The organism is Affinundibacterium fentianense (genome assembly GCF_018139545.1).
Classification (GTDB): Bacteria; Pseudomonadota; Gammaproteobacteria; order Burkholderiales; family Burkholderiaceae_D; genus Undibacterium; species Undibacterium fentianense.
This window is the reverse complement of the sequence record NZ_JAGSPJ010000003.1, coordinates 125721-150006: the sequence shown is the minus strand read 5'-3', so window position 1 is coordinate 150006 and position 24286 is coordinate 125721. Positions and strand designations below refer to the sequence as shown.

24 protein-coding genes are annotated in these 24286 nt (G+C 44.2%); 9 read left to right on the top strand and 15 right to left on the bottom strand.

What is annotated here, in order from left to right:
• Positions 1-84 precede the first annotated feature (84 nt).
• Positions 85-1065 carry a GGDEF domain-containing protein gene (locus KDM90_RS08450; protein ID WP_212675166.1) on the top strand — a complete coding sequence of 327 codons (981 nt, stop codon included), beginning with the start codon at positions 85-87 and terminating at the stop codon, positions 1063-1065.
• An 84-nt stretch (positions 1066-1149) separates the two neighbouring features.
• On the opposite strand, the gene KDM90_RS08445 is transcribed toward KDM90_RS08450, so the two are convergent.
• From KDM90_RS08445 to KDM90_RS08415, 7 genes are all read right to left on the bottom strand, one after another.
• Positions 1150-2079: an MFS transporter gene (locus KDM90_RS08445; protein ID WP_212675165.1), complete on the bottom strand. Its 930-nt coding sequence runs from the start codon at positions 2077-2079 to the stop codon at positions 1150-1152.
• A 485-nt stretch (positions 2080-2564) separates the two neighbouring features.
• On the bottom strand, positions 2565-2918 hold the full coding sequence (locus KDM90_RS08440; RefSeq protein ID WP_212675164.1) for a YggL 50S ribosome-binding family protein: 354 nt from the start codon (positions 2916-2918) through the stop codon (positions 2565-2567).
• Positions 2919-3034: 116 nt separating this feature from the next.
• Positions 3035-3997: a prolyl aminopeptidase gene (gene pip / locus KDM90_RS08435; protein ID WP_212675163.1), complete on the bottom strand. Its 963-nt coding sequence runs from the start codon at positions 3995-3997 to the stop codon at positions 3035-3037.
• Between the two features lie 9 nt (positions 3998-4006).
• Entirely contained in the window at positions 4007-4381 is a 375-nt protein-coding gene (gene crcB / locus KDM90_RS08430) for a fluoride efflux transporter CrcB (protein ID WP_212675442.1), read from the bottom strand.
• A 101-nt stretch (positions 4382-4482) separates the two neighbouring features.
• Positions 4483-4947, bottom strand: coding sequence for a molybdenum cofactor biosynthesis protein MoaE (locus KDM90_RS08425; protein ID WP_212675162.1), 465 nt, complete (start codon positions 4945-4947; stop codon positions 4483-4485).
• Positions 4948-4953: 6 nt separating this feature from the next.
• Positions 4954-5211, bottom strand: a complete 258-nt coding sequence (moaD, locus tag KDM90_RS08420; protein WP_212675161.1) for a molybdopterin converting factor subunit 1 — start codon at positions 5209-5211, stop codon at positions 4954-4956.
• Positions 5212-5288: 77 nt separating this feature from the next.
• On the bottom strand, positions 5289-6533 hold the full coding sequence (locus KDM90_RS08415; protein WP_230409696.1) for a molybdopterin molybdotransferase MoeA: 1245 nt from the start codon (positions 6531-6533) through the stop codon (positions 5289-5291).
• A gap of 422 nt (positions 6534-6955) precedes the next feature.
• Here KDM90_RS08415 and KDM90_RS08410 point away from each other — a divergent pair, with 422 nt between their 5' ends.
• Together KDM90_RS08410 and KDM90_RS08405 are read left to right on the top strand one after the other, a co-directional pair.
• Complete coding sequence (locus tag KDM90_RS08410; protein WP_212675160.1) at positions 6956-7159, top strand: hypothetical protein; 204 nt, start codon at positions 6956-6958, stop codon at positions 7157-7159.
• A gap of 125 nt (positions 7160-7284) precedes the next feature.
• Positions 7285-8637, top strand: coding sequence for a M24 family metallopeptidase (locus KDM90_RS08405; RefSeq protein ID WP_329605311.1), 1353 nt, complete (start codon positions 7285-7287; stop codon positions 8635-8637).
• A gap of 105 nt (positions 8638-8742) precedes the next feature.
• Here KDM90_RS08405 and KDM90_RS08400 read toward each other — a convergent pair whose 3' ends face one another.
• Positions 8743-9102, bottom strand: a complete 360-nt coding sequence (locus KDM90_RS08400; protein WP_212675159.1) for a hypothetical protein — start codon at positions 9100-9102, stop codon at positions 8743-8745.
• Between the two features lie 522 nt (positions 9103-9624).
• Between KDM90_RS08400 and KDM90_RS08395 the strand changes: the two genes are divergently transcribed.
• Positions 9625-9942 carry a hypothetical protein gene (locus tag KDM90_RS08395; protein WP_212675158.1) on the top strand — a complete coding sequence of 106 codons (318 nt, stop codon included), beginning with the start codon at positions 9625-9627 and terminating at the stop codon, positions 9940-9942.
• 85 nt (positions 9943-10027) lie between these two features.
• Here the strand turns inward: KDM90_RS08395 and KDM90_RS08390 are convergent, their stop codons facing one another.
• The 4 genes from KDM90_RS08390 to KDM90_RS08375 all read right to left on the bottom strand — a co-directional run bounded on the left by KDM90_RS08390 (position 10028) and on the right by KDM90_RS08375 (position 15128).
• Entirely contained in the window at positions 10028-10474 is a 447-nt protein-coding gene (locus KDM90_RS08390) for an Lrp/AsnC family transcriptional regulator (RefSeq protein ID WP_212675157.1), read from the bottom strand.
• Between the two features lie 277 nt (positions 10475-10751).
• Positions 10752-12059, bottom strand: a complete 1308-nt coding sequence (locus KDM90_RS08385; protein WP_212675156.1) for a replication-associated recombination protein A — start codon at positions 12057-12059, stop codon at positions 10752-10754.
• Positions 12056-12700 carry an outer membrane lipoprotein chaperone LolA gene (lolA, locus tag KDM90_RS08380; protein ID WP_230409695.1) on the bottom strand — a complete coding sequence of 215 codons (645 nt, stop codon included), beginning with the start codon at positions 12698-12700 and terminating at the stop codon, positions 12056-12058. The genes KDM90_RS08385 and lolA overlap by 4 nt, the downstream gene beginning before the upstream one ends.
• Positions 12701-12806: 106 nt before the next feature.
• Positions 12807-15128, bottom strand: a complete 2322-nt coding sequence (locus KDM90_RS08375; protein WP_212675154.1) for a DNA translocase FtsK — start codon at positions 15126-15128, stop codon at positions 12807-12809.
• A 437-nt stretch (positions 15129-15565) separates the two neighbouring features.
• Here KDM90_RS08375 and KDM90_RS08370 point away from each other — a divergent pair, with 437 nt between their 5' ends.
• The 3 genes from KDM90_RS08370 to KDM90_RS08360 all read left to right on the top strand — a co-directional run bounded on the left by KDM90_RS08370 (position 15566) and on the right by KDM90_RS08360 (position 19170).
• Entirely contained in the window at positions 15566-17242 is a 1677-nt protein-coding gene (locus KDM90_RS08370) for an alpha-amylase family glycosyl hydrolase (RefSeq protein WP_212675153.1), read from the top strand.
• A 219-nt stretch (positions 17243-17461) separates the two neighbouring features.
• Positions 17462-18415 (top strand): thioredoxin-disulfide reductase, encoded by a 954-nt coding sequence (trxB, locus tag KDM90_RS08365; protein ID WP_212675152.1) that lies wholly within the window; start codon positions 17462-17464, stop codon positions 18413-18415.
• Positions 18416-18540: 125 nt separating this feature from the next.
• Positions 18541-19170, top strand: coding sequence for a Smr/MutS family protein (locus KDM90_RS08360; RefSeq protein ID WP_230409694.1), 630 nt, complete (start codon positions 18541-18543; stop codon positions 19168-19170).
• A 102-nt stretch (positions 19171-19272) separates the two neighbouring features.
• Here KDM90_RS08360 and KDM90_RS08355 read toward each other — a convergent pair whose 3' ends face one another.
• Both KDM90_RS08355 and KDM90_RS08350 read right to left on the bottom strand, forming a co-directional pair.
• Complete coding sequence (locus tag KDM90_RS08355; RefSeq protein WP_212675439.1) at positions 19273-19611, bottom strand: P-II family nitrogen regulator; 339 nt, start codon at positions 19609-19611, stop codon at positions 19273-19275.
• Between the two features lie 38 nt (positions 19612-19649).
• Positions 19650-21263, bottom strand: coding sequence for an NAD+ synthase (locus KDM90_RS08350; protein ID WP_212675150.1), 1614 nt, complete (start codon positions 21261-21263; stop codon positions 19650-19652).
• Positions 21264-21295: 32 nt separating this feature from the next.
• Here KDM90_RS08350 and KDM90_RS08345 point away from each other — a divergent pair, with 32 nt between their 5' ends.
• Both KDM90_RS08345 and KDM90_RS08340 read left to right on the top strand, forming a co-directional pair.
• A complete protein-coding gene (locus KDM90_RS08345) occupies positions 21296-22468 on the top strand; it encodes a GNAT family N-acetyltransferase (protein ID WP_212675149.1) in 1173 nt (390 codons plus the stop codon).
• A gap of 167 nt (positions 22469-22635) precedes the next feature.
• Entirely contained in the window at positions 22636-23670 is a 1035-nt protein-coding gene (locus tag KDM90_RS08340) for a serine/threonine protein kinase (RefSeq protein WP_230409693.1), read from the top strand.
• A gap of 65 nt (positions 23671-23735) precedes the next feature.
• Here the strand turns inward: KDM90_RS08340 and ppa are convergent, their stop codons facing one another.
• Positions 23736-24272: an inorganic diphosphatase gene (ppa, locus tag KDM90_RS08335; RefSeq protein WP_212675148.1), complete on the bottom strand. Its 537-nt coding sequence runs from the start codon at positions 24270-24272 to the stop codon at positions 23736-23738.
• Positions 24273-24286 lie beyond the last annotated feature (14 nt).

The following is a 24286-nucleotide window of genomic DNA, read 5'->3' as shown; positions in this document are numbered from 1 at the left end:
AACGCTTGGCGATGACGACGAAGTTTTAGAATAAAATAGTGAACCCTATTCGCTCACATTGCAGCTTACTTTCTTGAGGTTAATTTGGAACAATTAAGGTATTTTCGCGACACCATTTTCAAAGTAGGTGAAATCCAATTATTCAAGAATATTGAAAAAAATGAGTTGATTGCGATAAAGCAAACGCTCGACCATTGCCCAGTTGTGGAGGCTAAATCCGGTGAAATTGTATTGGACAGTCAAAGTTCCGGCGCTTGTTTATACGTTGTCTTGTCTGGCGTATTGGCACAAACCTCAGTAACAAGCAAACGCCAGCTAGAAAATTCAAGTACTCAATACTTCGCCGGCGAGTGCGTAGGCGAAATTTCGGTTTTGGATGAGGAAGCCAGTACAGCGACAATTGCTGCAGTCACCGATACTCAACTGCTCTTAATTAACTCCTCGGTAATGTGGCAATTAATCGATGAATCTAACGGTGTCGCACGTAATCTTCTTCAATTGCTTTCATTTCGAATTCGTGCGACCAATGCACAACTGAGGAATCGACAAAAGGTCGGGGAATTTTATCGTCAATTGTCCATGGTCGACGGATTGACTGGCTTACATAATCGTTCTTGGTTGAATTCTCAATTACCTGGAATGATCGAAAATGCGCATGCAACCAATGCAGATTTAAGCATCATCATGCTCGATCTGGATCACTTTAAGAAATTTAATGATCAACACGGGCACATCATGGGTGATGAGGCATTGCAAGCATGCGCAAAAGTCATTAGCGCAAGTTTAAGACCCAGCGATTTTGCCGCGCGCTATGGTGGAGAGGAAATGATCATCATTCTTTCCAACACCAACAAAGAATCGGCATACATAGTTGCAGAACGATTGTGTGAACGAATCCGCAGCACGATTGTTTTTAAAGACACCAACTTGACATTACCGCACATCACGGCGTCATTAGGTTTAGCGACTTTGCTCGAAGGTCAAGATGGACTCGCGGTTATTGCCAGTGCTGACGCGGCCCTATATCGTGCAAAAGAGCGCGGGAGAGACCAAGTGGCGCTCTAGAGTACCGCGATATAAAATCTAACTCGGGATACATAATTGAATTGAATCCAGATCACATTCCAATCATGTCTATTGATTTATTCATCAATGACTAGTCGCTAGCTTTGACAACCAACGATTAAAGATCACCAACGAACATGCGGTCGCAGCGCCTATTGCGGCAAAAAGTCGCCACATAAGACGTTGCTGCTGCATTTCTTTGGTTATGACTGAATAGGACCAACCCGACAACAGGCCTGCAAACAGATTACCAAGTGCCATCGATACGAAGTAATACCCCATGTACATCGCTGTCTTGTTTTTTGGTGCGATCGCGGCGACATACTCCTGACTCTTGGGCGATGCGATCATTTCACCAAGAGAAAAAATGATGACCGCCAACGCGATGAATCCGCCACCTGTTACTAAGTCTGTACCCAAACCACAAAGTGCAATTCCACTACTGAGTATGATTGTCCCGAACACGAGTACTGGTAAAGCGCGCCAACGCTGTAAGTAGGCACTGATCACTACCTGGCACAGAACGATGAAACCAAACCCGATGTTCACAATATATTCAGGATTCACTTGGCGATAATTCGCTGCCCAATCGTCTGCCAATGCACGAGCTGTGAGCTTACCCTCGATGAGCGCTTGCAAACCCGACCGAAGGACAAATTCCGGAACCATCACTTTATAATTGACTAACTGCCATTTTAACTCCTGAAAATTGCCCATCCCCTCGTGGTAATTCTGAGCAATAGTAGGGAGAACATGCGCCAACTGTTCCACATTGGCATCCGCTAAAAATTGCGCCAACCCAGGCGACCAATCCTTAAGCACTTGAACTAAATCACTCGTATCAACAAAATCGCGGATAAATACGGGTAAGGTGGTGAACAATTGAAAATAGACCATCCAAAAACCCGTCAAGATGGTCTCTAAAAAAATATCGACAACCCAGTGAAACAAGCTAACTAAATCAACATCGGACTCATCCCATTTTCTATCTTTAGGCGAAGAATAGACGATCAAGGACCAATTGCGCTCAGATTAAATCACTCAAGGCTGTTCCGACGGATTTATGCAACGGGATTTCTTGATGCATGCTCCTCGAAATCCGCCCTTTCATGCATATTTCAGCCAAATCGGCCTGAACCCTATCCGTAGAAAAACAGCCTTCTTGCATTGGGGAAAAGTAGTTCACCTGCTTCATTCAAAACATTGTCACAAAAATCGACATAGGCGTGTTGACTTCAGAAACACTTCCGAATCCTGCAGATTGCAAACAGTGGGAAAAGCTTGTTTCAATGAGAAGCGAAAAATTGATCGCTTCCACCTTTAAAGAAAAAAAGCCACAGACCGCAAAGCATACGGTTCTGTGACTCTTTACAAGAATAATGGATCAAATGTGCAACGCCGCTCGATGTGAGCATTAACAAGTGACACCCAAGCTTGCAACATTAAAATCGAAATCGATGGTTAAACTACCTGACGAGATCGCAAATCAACTGTCGTACTTATTCAGCGAATTCTGTGTCCATTGGTGAATACCAAGCATCTTTGAGTGCGCCGACTTGGATATTTTCAAACTCAGCGCGTGACTGCATCCACGCACGCAATGCTTCGCGATCATCGTCTGTCGCGGAACCTGAACCAAATCGACAAACAAAGCCACCATTTAACCATCCACTCAACGCTAAATCACGCGGCTCAATGACTTCTTCCAACAAAGCATGAATCAAGTGCGCTTCTTCATCGGAATTTAACTCTTTGATCAAATCGGCTTTATATTCAAAGCCAAACTCTTGAAACTCGCCCACATGCAGTTTCTTACGTTGACGCGCATTTCGCGATTTTTTTGATGGTGTCATGATTTTCCTTATATAAATTAAAAGAAATTGTCATCGCTTAGGATTGCAAAAGACAAGATCGGCGCGCATTGTCGCCCTTCCCGTCCAAAGATGCAAATTTCACATCCGACCAATGCTTATAAGAACTTGCGATGCAACTTAAATTGTTCCGTTGCCCGGACGAGCTCTTTTGCAATTCCCGGTTCCATTGCGGCGTGTCCTGCATCGCCAACCATATGAAGTATTGCGCCTGGCCAAGCTTGATGCAGGCGATAAGCTGACAGTGGAGGACATATCACATCGTAACGTCCTTGCACAATGACAGCGGGTAAGTGTCGAATTTTATGAATATTCTTGATTAACTGATCCTCATCCATGAACGCGCCATTTAGCATGTAGTGCGCCTCAAGTCGTCCGATTCCCAAACTCACTTCATCTGATTCAAAATCTTCAATCGCTTGTGCTTGTGGCTCAAGAAATAAACACGAACCCTCATAGCGGCTCCAGTTTCGAGCGGCTTCTTTATAAATCTCCGGCTCGTCGCAAAATAAACGCTTTACATAAGCTTGCAATAAATTGCCGCGCTCAGAATGCGGAATCGCATCAGAAAAGCGTTGATGGACTTCTGGATAGAAGTGATTCATCCCATTGACGAACCAATCTACTTCCGCACGCGTGCACAAAAAGATGCCTCGAAGAACAAAACCTAAACAACGCTCAGGGAATTCTTCACCGTAAGCTAAGGCCAAAGTTGAACCCCAAGATCCACCAAAAACTAACCACTCTTGAATCCCAAGCATCACTCTGATTTTTTCTATGTCTTCAATTAAGAGCGCTGTCGTATTGTGCCGGTATTCTCCCAATGGTGTCGATTTGCCAGCACCTCTTTGATCAAACAACACGATACGATAATGCGAAGGATCAAAAAAACGTCGGTGCATTGGACTCGTTCCTCCGCCTGGCCCCCCATGCAAAAATAACACAGGTTGGCCAGCTGGATTACCGCACTCTTCCCAATACAATGTGTGCGTGGCATCCACTTCCAGTGTGCCTTGGCGATAAGGTTCAATCGGGGGAAACATTAAAGTATTTTCTGACATTTTTGTCTATCATGAATGAAAAAAACGCCAGCTCGCAAAGCCAGCGAAACAACATAGTAAGGAGCCCAACAAATGCAAACCTGAATGTAAAAAAGCCCACAACCAATCACCTCTCTGCAGTAGGCTCATCGATTCAGCGGAAAAACTTGAAAAGGTCGTCAAACCACCTAAAAATCCAGTAACGATGAACAAACGCCATTCAGGTGCAAGCTCGGGGTGAGACGAAAATATACCGACACATAGTCCGATCAAATACCCACCACTCAAATTAGCAAAGACGGTCCCTAAAGGCAAATGAGGCAGGGCTGCATTGAACGAATTCGTCAGGATCCAACGTAAGCAAGCCCCGATTGCTGCGCCTATTGCCACTGCGAGAACACCGATTACATGCATACAATTCTTAGCGCTTTCTGTAAATTGAGTGTGAGCGTATGAATTCAAAATAATGACACATGCTCACCATGATATGTTAACGACAACACCAGTTAAACACCTTGGTTGCTGTCCCATTTCTGCAATGCGACCTCGTCGGCCTCACGTGCATCAACCCAACGTTCGCCTGCTTGAGTCGATTCTTTTTTCCAAAATGGTGCTTCTGTTTTCAAGTAGTCCATCATAAATTCACATGCTGCAAACGCGTCGCCACGATGGGCACTAGCAGCAGCCACCATCACAATCTGATCCATCAATTGCAAGTTCCCAATTCGATGAATAATCAATGCATCACACAATTGCCAGCGATCTATCGCCCTCTTTGCAATGTCTTGCAATGACTTTTCAGTCATACCAGGATAATGCTCAAGTGCCATCGCGCTGATTTTTTGACCCTCGTTAACATCGCGAACTAGACCGACAAAATTAACGATTGCGCCGATCGCTGGATTTTTCTTTCTCAACTCGGCAAGCTCGTGGCTAACATCAAAGTCTTCAATTTGAACCGCAATCCTCATATACTCTCACCCACCAGTCACAGGTGGGAAAAAAGCCAATTCCCCACCGTCTTGCAGTTGAACATCGGCACTTAACATTTGCTGATTATAAGCCATCCGAATGCTACGATTAGATGCAAAAACGCCAGCCCATAATTCACCTCTTCCGATCAAAAATTCTCGTACTTCATACGCAGTTTGAACAGACTTCGGCAATTCAACTAACTCTGCACTGCAATTAAGTTGTTCTCTGACACTTGCAAAAAACCGTAGCTGAATCTTCATATGCACATCTCATCCAAAAATAAAAAATACGACCGACAAAACTTTCCTGTTGATTTTCAGTACTTCATCGGAAGTTTCTAATACATCAAGGCATGGAACGGCAAATAGTCAATTACATCACCCGCTTGAATCGTGCAACCTGGTGCGACATCAACTAAGCCATCTCCCCAAACCGTCGAAGTTAGAACGCCCGAGCCCTGATTATGGAATAAATCCAAACCACCGTTTTGATTCATGCGAACACGTAAAAATTCATTGCGTTTGTCAGCTTTACTCCAATTGAAATCCGCACGCACGCGAATTCGAATTGGATTAATGTCCCGCACGCCTTGAAGGCGCAATAAAAAGGGCCTAACAAACAACAAAAAAGTCACAAAACTCGACACCGGATTTCCTGGCAAACCTAAGAAGAAAGCCGTGTCAAGGTTCGAATCCGTGCGGCGAATCTCGCCAAACGCGAGTGGCTTGCCTGGCTTCATTGCTATTTGCCACATACTGATATTCCCCTCAGCAGCGACCGCCGGTCGAATATAGTCTTCCTCTCCGACCGAAACACCTCCAGACGTCAGGATCAAATCATGACGAATTGCAGCCTCACGTAAAATTTTACGGGTGTCGGCCAAATTATCGGACACGTTTCCATAGTCGGTAATTTCACAACCTAAATTTTGCAACAAGGCCGTCAACAAGAAACGATTTGAATTGTAAATCGCACCGGGTTTCAACGTTTCACCAGGCATGGTCAGTTCGTCGCCAGTAAAAAATATCGCAACGCGTAAACGCCTGACAACAGTCAATTTTGCCAGACCAACCGAAGCAGCCAAACCCAACTCTTGGGGGCGTAAACGTGTTCCTGCTTCCAGTAACGTTGCGCCCATCGAGATGTCCTCGCCTTTGCGACGAATCCACTCTCCAGTTTGAGGCTGATGCCGAATCCGCACCATGGTTTGACCGTTCGAGTCTTCTACTGAACATTGTTCCTGCATCACAACCGCATCGGCACCGTCTGGTAAAAATGCACCAGTAAAAATACGCGCTGCTGTATTTTGTTGCAGTGTCACCCCAGTATAGCCTGCAGGAATTCGCTGGCTTATTGGCAGGAGCACGTTCCCATCTTGGCAATCAGTCGCACGTACGGCATATCCGTCCATCTGCGCATTATCTCTTGGAGGCACATCCATCGAAGAAGTCATCGCGCTTGCCAGAACCCTTCCGTTTCCAATTAAGGTTTCGACTTCCTCCACGTCCTGGATGGGTCGCACCACTCCCAACAAGGTCTGCAGTGCTTGTTCAACAGTCAACATAGTTTTTTTTTCAGTCATACTCAGTCGTCATTTTCATTAAGCCACCGACTCTTCTTAAAACTCAAGTTCGGATAAGCAAGATTGCGCCATCTCGTGCTACGGCGAGTTTAACATTTCGCTAGAAGAATCTTATATGGATCTTTAAAATCGCTTGTCTGCACTTGATACAAGTCTAAAGTATTCCTATTAATCCTCACACGACCTATACAAAATTAATGAAATCTCGCTATTTGTCGCGATGTACATCTAAAAGCCACGCACTCAAAAATGTGTCAATCCCCAAAAAGCTTCCCCCGCGATTCAGCAAACTTTGTCTGACAAATTACTAAAAGAGTAACTCGTGCAAAATCATTTCTCTATCGATCAACGAACAGAGAGATAATGCAATATGCAAGGACGCAATCAAGGTCCAACTTGATACAAAAATCGAAAGGAAAATTATGTCAAAGAAAAATCAAGATCTGGATGAGGAAACGATGGCCGTCATCAATTGGTGCATTGAATTAGAGGGATTTCTCATCAAAGGTGGTGCAACGCAAGCGCAAGCACAAGAATTTATCGAGGAAGAAATTGAATTTCTAACGGACCAGTTCTATGACGGACTCTCTCCAGAAGAAGCCGCAAAGGTGGCGTTAAGTGATTAGTCGCGACATCAACAGCGACAATAAGAAAATCATAGCGAAGACAGAGTGGCTTAAATTTCACGCCCAAATCGAACTTCGTTAAAAAAAACGGGTCAGACTTGCTTCAATCAAGTACGGAGAACAATGTGAAAAAAAAGCTAATAGCCAGCCTCATTGTCGGTCTAGCTGGAATTTTTAATCTATCCACTGCCAATGCCCAAATTTTGTCGGTTAGAGAACAAGCACGCGTCATCGACGAGAATTTAGCGGACCGCTTTGACAATCATTTAGCGAAAATGATGGATGATGCAGGGATGGATATGTGGGTGATCGTTTCTCGCGAATACAATGAAGATCCTGTCCTCAAGACTATGTTACCCGCAGAGTGGCTCAATGCGCGTCGCAGAACCATATTAGTCTTTTATCGTCATCCTCAGAAAAATACCGTTGAACGATTAGCAGTTGCTCGTTATGATTTTGGGGCAAATATTAAAGCAGCTTGGGATACACAAAAATTTCCAGACCAATGGGATGCACTGCTTGATATCATTTCTCAACGCAATCCCAAAAAAATTGGCATCAACACCTCAAGCCATTTTGCCCATGCTGATGGACTCGACCATACCGAGTTCCAAGAGTTGATGGAAAAATTACCTCTTGCGATGAAATCACGTGTCACCTCAGCAGAACCATTAGCCATTCGTTGGTTAGAAACTCGTACGCCGAGAGAAATGCAGTTTTACCCCCAATTAATTAATGTTACACACAAAATCATCGCAGAGGGATTTTCAGAAAAAGTCATCACGCCTGGAATTACGACGAGTGAAGATGTTGTGTGGTGGTTCCGCCAAAAAATTCGTGACTTAGGCTACGACACGTGGTTCCATCCTACCGTCGACATTCAACGACCAGATCCTAAAACGGATGGCGCTGAGCGTAGTTTTGCATCAAAACCCAAGGCAGACGTAATTCAACCGGGAGACTTGATACATGTCGATATCGGCATCAGCTATTTACGCCTAAATACAGATATCCAACAGCACGCCTATATTCTTCGTCCAGGGGAAACAGAGGTTCCAGCGAATATACAACTTGCGTTTAGCAAAGCGAATCGCCTACAAGATATCCTGACTTCACACTTCAAAGAAGGAAGAACGGGCAATCAGATTCTTGCGGGAGCTCTACAACAGGCGAAAAAAGAAAACATTAATGGCAGCATCTACTCTCATCCGATTGGCTACCACGGACATGCTGCTGGACCGGCAATTGGTATGTGGGATAACCAAGGAGTCGTAAGCGGCACAGGCGATCAGCATCTTCGCAAAAATACGGCCTATTCGATAGAGCTAAATGCGAGTAGTGTTATTCCCGAATGGAGCAAAGCGATTCGAATCATGCTTGAAGAGGATGCTTTTTTTGACGGTAACACCGTTCGCTACATCAATGGTCGCCAAAAGCAAATTTATCCTATTCCTCGACCATCTAACTTTAATCAATAGGTCTTAGCGCCCTATGCCAAGTAGGGCGTCTTCGAGCAAGAGCCCATTTTTCATTCACGGTGTTCAAGTACGATCGTGAATGAAATTGGGAATTGAAGCAAAAGCTTATCGATCTTTATTGCGCGTGGTAGTTTGTTCAATACGAACTAATTGGGCATCTTCCGCTTCACTAGTCGACCATTCCCTATTCCGATAGCGTGAACTAAACGAAGTTTCCGCGGACTGTTTGCCTCGAACATTCATCACCATTGCAAGCAATATCAGCTTTATCAGCATAAAGATGACGAATAAAGTCAAGATCAAGGGCACTAAAGTAATAACGAGTGCAAGTCCAACGCACAAAATCAACACCCGAGGTAATGGCGTCCTCATTAACATCGCACTAACGTGAGACCAAAGTCCACCAAGCTCATGCCAAGCTTGGCGCAACACTGAATATAGATACTGTTTATTTGAATTCTTCATTTCAATTCCTTCTATGAAAATAGGATTACCTAGAAAACTTCGCACACTTTAGCGGGTTCGTATTCAATTCAATAATACTTTCCGACCAAATTACATTTTTTGATCATGAAATGACTTCGATTGAGAATAGACGGATTATTAGGAAAACCGTGCTTAGGAACTACGGTAAAAAACATCGAAGATAGCCACTTCAATGTAAGACTTTTTCAATCCCAAACAGGCGACTCAGGCATTGCATAAGGAATCGACTTATCATGAACAGTCAAATTCGTGAATTCACTCCCCTATTTATGCATTTCGTCGCAATCTAGCGAATAAAGAGAGCCATTCCGATTAAAGTAAGGGATGAACAACTAACGAGTAAGCCAACTTATCAAGCCAAGTCGTCAATCAAAAACTCCTTTAGTTTATTATTTTTTGTACATTTTTCTGATACAAAATTATTACAAATAGTTTGACGCCAATTTGATAAATTGCATTACACTTCATCTTTCGCTGCCATTCACTTGGAGTACAACAATCATGAATATGAAACAATTTTCACTCGGTTTTGCTTTACTGGCCTTCACCAGCGTCGCGTTGAGCCAAGAATTTGTCGTTGTTCCAAGCCAGTCGACTAGCCAAGCAAATAATCAGGCAAGTAGTCAGAGCACTTGCCAAGAAAATTGCTCGAGTGAAGGTGGTCAAATGCAGATCGATCGAAGTGGCATGGACAAAGCGTCAATTCATTTGCAAATTTTGCAACAAGCGTCACAGAAATTTTCTGAGCCATCTTTCAATAACAAAAAGACGGCCAATGACGATAAAAAAAATCCAAGTAAATCACAGGATAATAGCTAACTTGCGTATCGATTAGCATTAAGCCAAAAGCCTGTTCTAGCGACAGGCTTTTTTGTTTCTAACAGCGGCTTCAGTAAAAGAAGGTTTAAGTCATAGATCGATCAATACGTTTGCTGAGAATAATCGAGGTCGACGTTTGACGTACTCCATCTAGCGTACCAATTTGATCCAAAAGCCTGTCTAGAGCCTCAGTATTTGCACAGCGCAAAGTCAGCATATAGTCGATCGCACCGCTCACAGCACAAAGACATTCCACTTCAGGGACTTCCAACATCATCTTTACCAAGCGATCTGCAGCCCGTGCCTCAATGGATAGGCCAACGTAAGCCCGAACAGCAGGTTGCAGCAATCCCTGATTTAAGCGAACACCATAACCCGATATCACATTTCGCTTTTCCAAATTGCCAATGCGCGCAATCACGGTGGTTCGCGCAATGCCAATCAGCTTAGCGATACTTGTTACCGGCATCCTTGCATTGTCCATCAGCATTGCGAGGATTCTATTATCAATTTCGTCAAGTGTTGGCTTCATCGTATCTGAAAATCTCTATATAAATAATCGAAGGAATCGTCAATTTGCTTCGGTAGAAAACAATTTGACGACCGTAGTCTTCAACATTATCCAATGTAAGGCTTCTTCAAATGTCTCTATTGCAGCACAAAATTCGAAATAAAGCTGTTGATAAGATACCAGCCTAAATCTAAAAAAATGATCGAATGTGGAATTGTTGGGCAATTTCTTCAGACACACGATGTGAACGCATTCGAATGCCCACACATCGATGTAGAACATGGAGTCGCTAAATGGATCAATCCGAGTTGACGCTATCGGCGTCAAGTTGGCGCAAATAATTTAACTTTTCTGCGATCTTGATCTCCATGCCACGTGCAACTGGCTGGTACCATCGCATTCCTTGTAAGCCGTCAGGTAAGTATGTTTCGCCAGCAGCATAGGCTCCCGGTTCATCATGAGCATATCGATAAAGTTTGCCGTAACCAAGTTCTTTCATCAGCTTTGTTGGAGCATTTCGCAAATGTTCCGGAACCTGACGCGAACTATCCTTTGCGACGTGGGCGCGCACTTGGTTATAGGCCACATAAACTGCATTCGATTTAGCAGCACAGGCCAAATAAACGACTGCTTCTGCGAGCGCTAATTCTCCTTCAGGCGAACCCAGCCTTTCATAGGTTTCAGCCGCATCTAAACTAATTCGCAATGCGCGTGGATCGGCCAATCCAATATCCTCACTCGCCATTCGAATGATGCGGCGCGCTAAATAACGTGGATCGGCACCACCATCAAGCATCCGAACAAGCCAATACAAGGCGGCATCAGGATTCGATCCACGTACCGATTTATGTAAAGCGGATATTTGATCATAAAATGCGTCCCCACCTTTATCAAATCGTCGTAACGCATCCCCCAAACATTCAGCAATGAGTTCGCTATCGATTATCTTGAGACGCTTGATTTGTGCCGCGCGCGCTATGATATCGAGGTTATTCAGTAATTTCCTTCCATCGCCATCTGCACTGCTAATTAGACTTTGTTTCGCCTCTTCATTGATGAGCAATCCATCGAGTTCTTGTGCACAAGCTTTCTCGACTATTGAACCAAGTTCAACCTCACTCAACGACTTTAGTACATAAACTGCTGCGCGAGAAAGAAGTGCACTATTCACTTCAAATGATGGGTTCTCAGTGGTGGCGCCTATGAATGTAAATAAACCACTTTCAACATGGGGCAGAAATGCATCTTGCTGGCTTTTATTAAATCGATGGACTTCATCAACAAACAAAATCGTACGGCGCGCCGTACTTGCTCGAATATATTCCGCTCGTTCAACCGCTTCACGAATATCTTTAACCCCCGATAGAACGGCTGATAGTGCAATGAATTCCGCTTGAAAAGCTTGCGCCATTAGTCGAGCTAAGCTTGTCTTTCCAACGCCAGGCGGTCCCCATAAGAGCATCGAGTGTGGCTCGCCTGACTCAAATGCGACCCGTAACGGCTTACCCTCGCCTAGCAAATGTTGTTGCCCGATCACCTCAGTGAGTTTTTTTGGACGCAAACGCTCAGCAAGCGGTTGATGCAAATTTTTATCAACATGCATCATGGTCTTAAAACGTCAGCACCTGCTGGCACAACAAATTTAAATTGATCGAGAGGAAAACTTGAATTTTTCTCGAAGTTCTTCAAAGTGATGACGGAAATTTGACCAAAACTGTCGCGCAATTCCATCCCAACTGGAATGCCGTCTTTCATACCGATTCCAATACTATCAAACTGACTATCCTTAGTCTTTGGTACCGCTTCCAACCATTCAATCCCCTGCTTTACTTCGACATCTCTCATCGTAAAATTTTTCTCGAGATCGACGCTTCCAAACAAAATTGCCGCTGGACTCGATGCAATTGCGTTCCCCAGATTTTTAATCGTCACTTGATTCAAGTCTCGGTCGTACAAATAGAGCTTATCTCCATCCGCCTGCAAGATTTGTTCATAAGGCTTCAAATAAGTCCAAATGAATTTGCCAGGCCGTGCGAACTTAAACGTACCAGAGGACGATTTACCCACCTTTGACACCCCATTAACCATCTTCATCTGGACTTGATTAAATTCACCTTTCGCCGTTTTCGCATTCAGAACAAATGCTTTAAATTGCTCGATTGCCGACGCGTGTGCTAGGCCAGCTGACAACAGTAGACTTATTCCAAGCACTGTAAATCGTTTTTTTGGGTTCAATGTATCCAACATAAATTCAAAACTCATTTGGTGATAAGACAAGATAAGACTAACAATCTTGCAGTCTTTGTATTTGGTATTGACTGCACTATCCTCAACGCACCGGAACGATATTCGTCTACTCGGCGTTACCCACAGGGACAAGAATCTCGCGATTCCCATTTGACTGCATCGTCGACACCACTCCACTCGCTTCCATTTGCTCTAAAAGGCGCGCCGCGCGGTTATAACCGATGCGTAAATGACGCTGGACTAGAGAGATTGAGGCTCGGCGATTTTTTAAAACTATCGCAACAGCTTGATCATACAAAGCATCGGCTTCACCAGCACCTTCGCCCGGCACGCTGAGTTCTGTGCCATCTTCTAAAACGCCGCCCTCCAAAATACCTTCAATATAATTCGGCTCGCCTTGTTCCTTAAGATGCTTGACGACACGATGCACCTCGTCGTCAGACACGAACGCTCCATGCACTCGGACTGGCAAACCTGTGCCGGGTGGCATGTACAACATATCCCCCATGCCAAGCAATGACTCTGCGCCCATTTGATCTAAAATCGTTCTCGAGTCAATTTTACTGCTAACTTGAAACGCAATGCGGGTTGGAATATTCGCTTTAATCAATCCCGTGATCACGTCAACTGACGGGCGTTGTGTCGCTAAAATTAAATGTAGTCCTGCTGCACGAGCTTTTTGCGCGATCCTTGCGATCAGCTCCTCCACCTTCTTACCAACAACCATCATTAAGTCAGCTAACTCATCGATGATAATCACGATCGTAGGTAATTTCTCGAGAGGTTCTGGTGCGTCCGGAGTGAGGCTAAATGGATTGGGAATATGCTCTTCGCGCTTCGCTGCTTCTGCGATTTTGGCGTTGTAACCGGCAAGATTTCGCACACCCAACTTCGACATCAATTTATAACGGCGTTCCATCTCATTCACGGCCCAATTCAACGCGTGACCAGCTTGGCGCATATCTGTCACAACCGGGGCGAGTAAATGAGGGATGCCTTCATAAACAGACATTTCCAACATTTTGGGATCAATTAAAATCATTCGCACATCGTTGGGATCAGATTTGTACAACAAGGATAAGATGGTCGCATTAATACCCACCGATTTTCCCGAGCCTGTTGTACCAGCAACCAATAAATGCGGCATCTTAGCAAGATCCGCGACGACAGGATGTCCCGCGATATCTTTACCCAGCGCCACAGTCAAATTGGAAGTGCTATCGTTATAGACTTTCGAACCCAAGATCTCCGTCAATCGAACTATTTGTCTTTTCGGATTGGGCAGCTCTAATCCCATGTAATTTTTGCCCGGAATTGTCTCAACCACGCGAATTGAAGTAAGCGCAAACGAGCGTGCCAAATCTCTAGCCAGTCCAACAATTTGGCTTCCTTTTACGCCAGTTGCAGGTTCAATTTCGTATCGTGTGATCACTGGCCCTGGGTAGGCCGCAATCACTTTTACATCGACCCCGAAATCAGACAATTTTTTCTCGATCAAACGACTCGTAAATTCCAAGGTCTCAACACTCACGGTCTCTTGCGACAATGGGGGCTCATCCAAAAGCGAGAGCGGTGGTAAATTTGTATCGGGAAGATCATTGAACAAAGAAACTTGGCGCTCCTTTTCAATGCGTTCAGATTTTTGGACTGCCACTACCTGAGGTTCGATACGAATTGGGGAAGCAACGGTGATCTTTGCTCTCTCTTGTACAACTGTGGTTTCGCGTTGCACCGCGGCCGACTCGCCGAGTATTCGGTCCTCGCGATCGGCATATTTCTTTTGAATAAATTCAAAGCTATTTTCGATAAACGCACCAGTATTTTCGGCAATTTGCCACCAAGATAAATGAAAATACAAACTTAGGCCTAATGCAATTACAAACAGCAAAAGTAAAGTTGCACCTGTAAATCCAAAAGCGCTAGTACTGAGATGACCAATGATATCGCCAAGCACACCACCATGTACTCCAGGTAATGCGAGCTTACGCGAATACAGACGCAAGTTTTCAATTCCCATACTACCTATCAGAATAAAAACAAACCCAAAAATCTGTATCAACTTGTCGACGAAATGCGGCTCCTCGTATTCTGCTCGAAGATCACGATTTAATTGCCGATAACTTCGCCACACCAATCGCAGCAAAGCAAACCCAAACCACCAAGCGGAAAAGCCGAAAATAAACAGTGCTAAGTCCGCAATACGCGCCCCAACAAAACCACCTAAATTATGATAGCGCTCAACCACTATCGATCGAGACCACCCAGGATCGAACGGTGAATAGGTGGCAAGCACAAGAATAAAATATAGAGTCAGCGCTGCAAAAATCATCCAGCGAACTTCACTTAATAACACAACTAAGCGATTAGGCATCGGTGCTGGCGGATTTTGCTGACGACTACGTTGATAAACTTCGTTGGTATTTGGCATAAAAATCAAAGTGAAAAAGCAAGCATGATTGTAGGGCAAATCTTCGCTGTTGCGCTATTCGTGAGTGACCAAGATATGAATTAAGCACCGAGAACAATTGAAAACACGCACACTCAAGCAAAGCACTTTCAGCAAATGAAATTGCGCTAATTTTGCTTCTCAACTTCACTACTTTAATTTTTACGCATGCCACATAAGCGTTGAAAGACCGCTACCCCGATGCATTCTATGGATCACCCATCATGTGTCAGCATCGCGCTTTTTTTTGTGAAATTCGTCGTATTTCAAAACAAGACGTAAACCGCCCCACCTACTCTACCAACTAAATTTTCCATGTAGTTTTACTACAAATAGTAAACACATTTCAAACTTAAAATAATAAAATCATATATCTACTAAAACCTATTTATATAATTTAAACGTAGTAATCCTACCAAATGTCTATCAAATCAAAAAACATTATCAACAAAATCGTATTGCTCACGAGCCTCTGCATTTTAAGTGCCTGCGGTGGCGGAAGTGGTTCGGACTCGAACAAAATCTCCCTTACACCAAACTCAGCAACGCAAACGAACGAGACACCATCCAGCAATTTACCAACGTTCGAGCAAAGCCCAGTCACAGTCGCCAATAAGCAAAGTGCACTTCCTGAAACTTGGCGTCAAGGTCCTATGATGGAAATTTATGTGCGAGGCTATCAAGATAGCGATGGTGATGGGATCGGTGATTTGCGCGGCTTGATACAACGGTTGGACTACTTACACGATCTCGGAATCAAAGGCATTTGGTTGATGCCAATCACAGAGAGCGACGATCAGGACCACGGTTACGCTGTTAAAAACTATCGAAACATTGAACCGAAATATGGTTCATTGGAAGACTTTGATAGATTAGTTCAGGAAGCACACGTGCGTGGTATCGGGATTATTCTGGACTATGTCATGAACCACAGTGCCCGCACGCATCCAGCATTCATCAATGCCGCCGATACCAGCTCGAACGCCTATCGCCAATGGTACATTTGGAAAGACACACCCCCAACGGGCTGGAACATTTTTGGCAATAATCCTTGGTACAGCAGCAAAAACGGCAACTATTTTGCAGCCTTTTACTCTGGTATGCCAGACTTCAATCTTCTCAATCCACAAGTAATTGCGTTTCACGAAAATAATTTAAGGTTTTGGCTGAACCGAGGAGTTGACGGCTTTCGATTTGACGCCGTAGGAAATCTAATTGAAAACAATGCAGGCGCTTGGGAAAGCCAACCAGAAAGCATTGCGCTCATGGGAAAGATACGCGAAAACGTACAACAATACGACAATCGTTTCATTGTCTGTGAAGCGCCAGGCAAGCCACTTGCCTATGCCGCTAGTACATCGTGCGGCAATGCTTTCGCCTTTCAACACAACTACGACCTAGTCCGTGCTGCACAAGGGCAAATTCCAGCAATTCAGTCAATAGGAAGTTATTTCAATACCGCGCCCACAGACATGGCAACCATGATTTCCAATCATGATGAATTCGCTGGAAGAAGGCTGTGGGATCAAGTCAATGGTGACATAAAGCAGTACCAACTAGCAGCAGCCACGTATCTTCTACAACCTGGAACACCCTTCATTTACTATGGTGAAGAAATTGGAATGTCTGGCGCCGCGAATCTAAGTGGTGACCAACAATTGCGCACGCCGATGAGCTGGAATAACCAAACGAATTATGCTGGCTTCTCCACAGCACAACCGTTTCGTTCATTGTCCGCAAATAGGAACACAAATAATGTTGCAGACCAAATCCAAAACGACAATTCACTTTACCAATTCTACAAAAAATTAATCGCTTTACGCTTACAACGTCCCTCTCTCAGCCAAGGAAATTATACAAATAGTGCCGTCGATGGAAGCGTACTAAGCTTCCATCGTAGTGCGGGGAACGAGAAATCACTAATCATCTTGAATTATGGTTCGAGCCCAGCAAACATATCTCTCAGCAACCTACCGGCCAACAGAGAATTGGTTAGCCTTTATCCCGATACCCAGTTTAGTTTTCAAACCAATTCCCTGGGTTTTTCAAGTATCCAAATTCCAGCACAAATGGGTTTCGTTTTTGACATTAAATAATTTTGGTCCTGAAACGATACAGAGATCCGCTCACAGAAAAATCCTCAACCTTGCTTGACGCCCATCCGAATTTCCAAGATCAGGAATGTAGTTAAACTGACATTCCTTGACTTGGTTAAAGTCAAGTTCGCCTAAATCTGGGATAATTCCGCTACTTCGCAACACAATTCATTCAATGCGACAGCACAAACACTCTTGACGACTTTCCACGGGAACTTTATGTCTACACCTAAATCCACCAAACATGCTCACGTTCTGATACTTGGATCTGGCCCTGCTGGCTATTCAGCAGCCGTCTACGCTGCGCGCGCCAATTTGAAACCTGTCTTAATTACTGGGGTTGAGCAAGGTGGCCAACTCATGACGACCACCGACGTTGAAAACTGGCCGGCTGATCCCAATGGTGTCCAAGGTCCTGAATTGATGCAGCGTTTTCTACAACATGCGGAACGATTCAATACCGAAATTATTTTTGACTATATTCATACCGCCAAACTTACCGAAAAGCCGATCCGCTTAATTGGCGATCAAGGTGAATACACTTGCGATGCGCTCATTATCGCAACTGGCGCATCGGCGCAGTATCTCGGACTGGAGTCCGAAGAGGCGTTTATGGGAAAAGGAGTATCTGCATGCGCAACTTGTGATGGCTTCTTCTATCGCGGCAAAGAAGTTGCCGTAGTTGGCGGTGGCAACACAGCAGTTGAAGAAGCATTGTACTTATCAAATATTGCAAGCAAAGTGACCGTCATTCATCGCCGTGATAAATTCCGAGCAGAAGCAATCTTAATTGATCGCTTGATGGCCAAAGTTGCGGAAGGCAAAGTTGAAATAAAATGGAATCACACTTTAGATGAAATAACAGGCGACGCATCAGGCGTTACTGGCATCAATATCAAGTCTGCCGAAGGGGTAGTCTCCTCAGTTTCTTTACATGGTGTCTTCATTGCTATCGGACATAAGCCGAATACAGGTATTTTTGAAGGTCAATTGGAAATGAAGAACGGCTACATCATTACGAAAATGGGGAACGAGGGAATGGCAACAGCAACCAACATACCCGGTGTCTTTGCGGCAGGTGATGTTCAAGATCATATCTATCGTCAAGCAATCACAAGCGCAGGAACAGGTTGTATGGCCGCTCTCGATGCACAACGCTTTTTAGAAGCCTAAGGCACATTCTATTTGGTATTCAAACCATCAGAAATGACTTGAATGGCGAGATACGACTTGCAATAAGTCGTATCTCCTAATCTTTTAAATCAAAGGTTCTGCAGATTTATACCATGCCAACTTCAATGAAATCATTTGCTGAGCTTCAACAGGTTGGTCAGCAACTAAAAATCCAACAAGAACTCAGAGCAAAAGCAGAAGCGGAGCGTATCGCGAAGGAAAAACAAGCTAAGATCGAAGCGAATCTTTTCCGCTCGGTTGTCGGCGATGTTAGCGAACTCAAGAAAACTGAAAAAGTCTATCCAGTGACACCAAAGCCTGCTCCACTTCCCTTTAAACATTTTGAAGATGAGAAAAAAGCTTTGCAAGAGTCTTTATCAGATGAATTCGATGCGGGGACATTACTTGAGTCCGACGAAAATCTGAGTTTTACTCGACCGGGAGTCGGGTTGGATGTCGCAAAAAAATTACGTCAAGGCAATTGGGTAATCCAAGCCCAATTAGACCTGCACGGAATGCGGCGCGATCAGGCACGTGACAGCTTGGGAGAATTCCTCAGGAAATCGTTACGAAGTGGATTACGATGCGTCCGCATCATCCATGGAAAAGGTCTAGGCTCGATTAACAAGGAACCCATTTTAAAAAACAAAGTACGTAACTGGTTAATCCAAAAAGACGAAGTCATTGCTTTCAGCCAAGCTACGGCAGCCGATGGTGGGGCAGGTGCATTAATTGTCTTGTTGCGTGCGTCATAGTCATCCTAGGTCAAGAAATCGAGTACGGCACTTGAATCTCAAACGAAGCGTAGATTCACACGCTTGCGCGTCGCACAGAAGGCAAGCATGGATAAATATTAATCAAACAGCTTCAGGCCCAGTCTCGCCAGTTCGAATACGAATTACTTGCTCGACATTTTGAACAAAAATTTTCCCATCACCGATCTTGCCAGTATGTGCGGCTTTAATAATCGCGTCCACCACATCATCGCAAACCTTGTCATCCACGACCACTTCGACCTTAATTTTGGGCAGAAAATCAACGACATATTCTGCACCACGGTAAAGCTCTGTATGCCCCTTTTGACGACCAAAGCCTTTGACCTCTGTGACTGTCAAGCCAGTTACACCCACCTCTGCCAATCCTTCACGTACTTCATCGAGTTTAAATGGCTTAATAACAGCAGTAATTTGTTTCATCATTTCCCTCTTCGTTCTCTATGTATTCGCAATTGAAGTTAATCTCTAAACTTTGATGTGATTGGATAACGCCAATCACGCCCAAATGCTCTGTGCGTGATCCTAATCCCAACCGGCGCTTGGCGCCTCTTGTATTCATTAATTTTAATCAAGCGCGTGACCCGTTCGACTTCCGCTTCCGCAAAACCAGCAGCAACAATCTCGGCTCGCGACTGGTTTTCTTCCATGTAGCGCTGCATAATCCCGTCAAGGATGTCGTACGGAGGCAAAGAATCCTGGTCCTTCTGATCTGGACGCAGTTCAGCCGATGGGGGTCGTGTGATGATACGTTCAGGAATAATATCAGAGAGCGAATTACGATATGCACATAAACGATAGACCATCGTCTTGGCGACGTCTTTAATCACCGCAAAACCACCTGCCATATCACCATACAAGGTACAGTAACCTACGGCCATTTCACTTTTATTACCGGTGGTCAAAACGATGGATCCATATTTATTTGACATCGCCATCAAAATCGTGCCACGTATCCTTGCTTGAATATTTTCCTCAGTTGTATCCTCTTTTAGACCAGCAAATTCTGAACTTAATGTTTGTTTAAATGCACTGAAACACGCATTGATCGAAATTTCATCGTAGCGCACACCAACCCGATGCACCATCTCTCGTGAATCCAGCCAGGAAATCTCCGCTGTATAGGGAGAAGGCATCATGACAGCTCTGACTTTGCTCGCACCCAAAGCGTCTACCGCAATCGCCAATGTTAAAGCGGAATCGACTCCACCAGAAAAACCAATCAAGACACTAGGAAAACCATTTTTCACAACATAATCGCGTACGCCCAACACCAGCGCTTGATAAATTTGGCCTTCAACAGCGAGACTTGGTGCGATCAGAGCAGGCACAGGTTGACCGTGAATAAATTCTACAATTTGGAGGTCTACCGAACAATGTTGTAGGCGCGCACACAATGTACCTGAGGAATCAAGCACAAAAGAATTTCCATCAAAAATCAATTCATCCTGACCTCCCACCAAATTCGCATAAACCAGACTCATTCCCAATGAACTAATATTCTTGCGCATCGTCTCTACACGAAAATCACTCTTATTCATATGAAATGGCGACGCATTTGGCGCGAGCAGCACTTGGGCACCTGCATCCCGAGCCAACTCAGGTGCATTGCCACTCCAAACATCTTCACAAATATTGATCCCAAATCGGCAGCCCTTGACCTCAAAAACAACTGGATCTTTACCGGTTGCGAAATAGCGTTTTTCATCAAATACCGCATCATTTGGCAAACTATGCTTCAAATACGTATGCGCAATCTCGCCGTTCAACAAAACGGAAATCGCGTTATAGTACTCATCAGCAATTGCTAACGGATGCCCGACTAACACATATATGTTGGAAAATTGCTTTAATGAAGAGCACAGATTGTTCAAACATTGTTCAGTTTGATGATAGAAAGCCGCTCTCAGCAGCAAATCTTCGGGCGGATACCCGACTAAGGATAATTCGGGAGTAACGACAATATCAGCCCCCTGAGCAGCGGCAAGTTCAACATTTTCGATGATCTTTTTGGCATTTCCTGCCAAATCACCTACTACGCTGTTCATTTGGGCAATAGCAACTTTAACAGTCATATAATTTAATGCACCTAATTATGCACTCGGCTATGAAATCAGAAATATCACATTATCGCACGCGTATAGTCGATTCTCTATCGGAGATTGGTCAAGAGAATTGGGACAGGCTCGTCAAGTCACAAGATATGCCAACACCATTTGTATCGTTTGCCTTTCTTGAGGCACTGCACCAATCCAATTCCGCATGCAGCATGACCGGATGGAAACCGACATTTATCACTGTTTGGGACGACGAAGAACTCGTTGGCGCCTTGCCTCTGTACGAAAAATCGCACTCATATGGCGAATACGTCTTTGATTGGGCTTGGGCAAATGCTTACCATGAACACGGACTGAATTATTATCCTAAACTGGTATCGGCGATTCCATTCACACCGATTCAAGGAAGCCGTTTGATTTCCAAGCATCACGATGCAAGACGTATATTGATCGCTGCTTTAGTTGACTTAATGCGCAATGGTCAATATTCATCGTGCCACATTCTTTTTCCAACTGAACAAGAAGCAAACGAGTTAGATCGTATCGGTTTTCTGACACGTGAAGGCGTGCAATTTCATTGGAAAAATCAAAATTATCAAAGCTTTGAGGAATTTCTATCGAAACTAGAACGGAAGAAAAGAAAAAATATTCGAACAGAAAGACGTAAAGTCCAAGACGCAGGCATTCAATTTCAACATGTGATTGGTAAAGATATCTCGAGTGATGATTGGTTTTTTTTTAAGCAATGCTACGATAGAACCTATCGAGAACATCACTCAAGTCCCTATTTAAATTTAGATTTCTTTCAACGCATTGGAAGCGATATGCCTGAAAATCTACTTCTAATCATTGCCAATCTGAATGGCGACAGAGTTGGCGCAGCGCTGTTCTTCTATAATCAAACGCATTTGTACGGGCGCTACTGGGGGTGTTCCATCGAAATACCCTATTTGCACTTCGAAACGGCTTATTATCAAGCGCTGGAATTCTGCATTCAGCATAAGATACAAATTTTCGAAGGAGGCGCACAAGGCGAACATAAATTGGCCCGTGGATTCATGCCGCAGAAGACCTATTCCAATCACTTCATCCTACAGTCTGATTTTGCCCATGCCGTTGAACATTTTCTCAAAAGGGAAACCCATGGGGTCGAACAATATATCGATGAATTAAATGAGCACACGCCATTTAAAAACGATAAGCATCATATAAGTGGTATCTAAAGCGAACCTGCGGTCGGCGGCGAAAATTGCAACAGCATCGTTGAAAAAAACAGTAAAACAATCAGAGTTTTTCATACGAAGATGGCAAATCCTTTAGAATGTGCAAATGCAAAAAAAATCATCATTAGACAGTGATTGATTTCAATCTATTCAAGGTTATCGACAGTATGATTCAACATCCTCCATCCAGTCATGTCCACTCACCGGGAAAAGGTCCGATGCGAAGAATCGGTCGCTTCACGGTCACAGACAAACTGGGCAGCGGATCAAACGGTAATGTACTGCTAGGACACGACCCCATAATTGATCGTGCGGTCGCCATAAAGATCTTAAATAATCCAGTTGGGGCAACAGATAAAAAACAGCGAGAACAACAATTTATCAATGAAGCCCGAGCAGCAGGTCGGCTGTCGCATCCCAATATCGTCACCATTTACGATGCCTCCACCGAGGGTGGAACAACCTTTATAGCGATGGAATTTTTGCAAGGGAAGGATCTGCGGGAACTCATGACCGGTGGTAAAAAATTTGACCCTATCGAGGCTGCTGGAATAGGCTACAAGGTCGCAAACGCCCTCGCCTTTGCGCACAACCAAGGCGTGATCCACCGAGATATTAAACCTGCCAATATTTTCATTGTCGAAAATAATCAGCCTAAAGTCGTCGATTTTGGGATTGCACGCGTGCCGAATCGGGTACTTGATGAAGATGGTCAAGCACAGACTCTATTCAAAGGGAATATCATGGGGACACCTAACTACATGTCTCCCGAACAAGCATCGAGTCAACCCGTCACAGCCTTGACCGATGTCTACTCCCTTGGGGCCGTCATGTATGAAATGGTCACGGGTCAAAAACCATTTTCTGCGTCTGACTTTGATAAATTGCTCCACAACATCAACCATCGAACACCCAAATCTCCAGAATTACTCAACCCAGCGGTACCAGAGAAACTGGCTTTGATTATTATGAAAGCGATGCAAAAAAAGCCACATCGCCGCTACAAGAGCGCAGCAGAAATGGCACTAGCGTTGAATCGATTTCTAGCAAAAGAGAAGCGCGCTCGTCGGTCATCAAACACAAATAATCCAACTTCATCAACAAAAGCCTTTTTCTCAGGGAAAGGCTCACTTTTTTGGCTTGGTTGGCTTAGTGTATTGATCGCTGCGGCACTAGCATTTCTTGCATTTACCAACCATTAGCCTTGCGATAATCATCCAAAAACAAAAAAAGGCAGCCATAGCTGCCTTTTTTAAAATTCATGGCCTTAAGCCACTGATTTTTTATAGTTCTCAACACCCGCCAAAATTTCAGCGCGGGCATCGTCTGGACCGCCCCATCCATCAACTTTGACCCATTTTCCAGGTTCCAAATCTTTATAATGTTCAAAGAAATGTTGAATTTGATTCAAACGCAATTGATTCAAATCCTCTGGCTTTTGCCAATGCTGATAAATTGGTAAAATTTTATCGATTGGCACTGCCAACACTTTTCCGTCTGCACCAGCTTCATCGTGCATGTTTAAAATACCGATTGGACGACAACGAACTACGACGCCAGGAATTAGTGGGAACGGCGTAATTACCAATACATCTACTGGATCGCCATCACCAGAAATCGTGTCAGGTACATATCCATAATTGCATGGATAATGCATTGCAGTCCCCATAAAACGATCAACAAAGATCGCTCCACTTTCTTTATCGACTTCATACTTGATCGGATCTGCATTCATTGGGATTTCGATAATCACATTGAAGTCATTCGGCAAATCACGGCCGGCGGGTACTTTATTTAAACTCATAAGACACTTTCAAG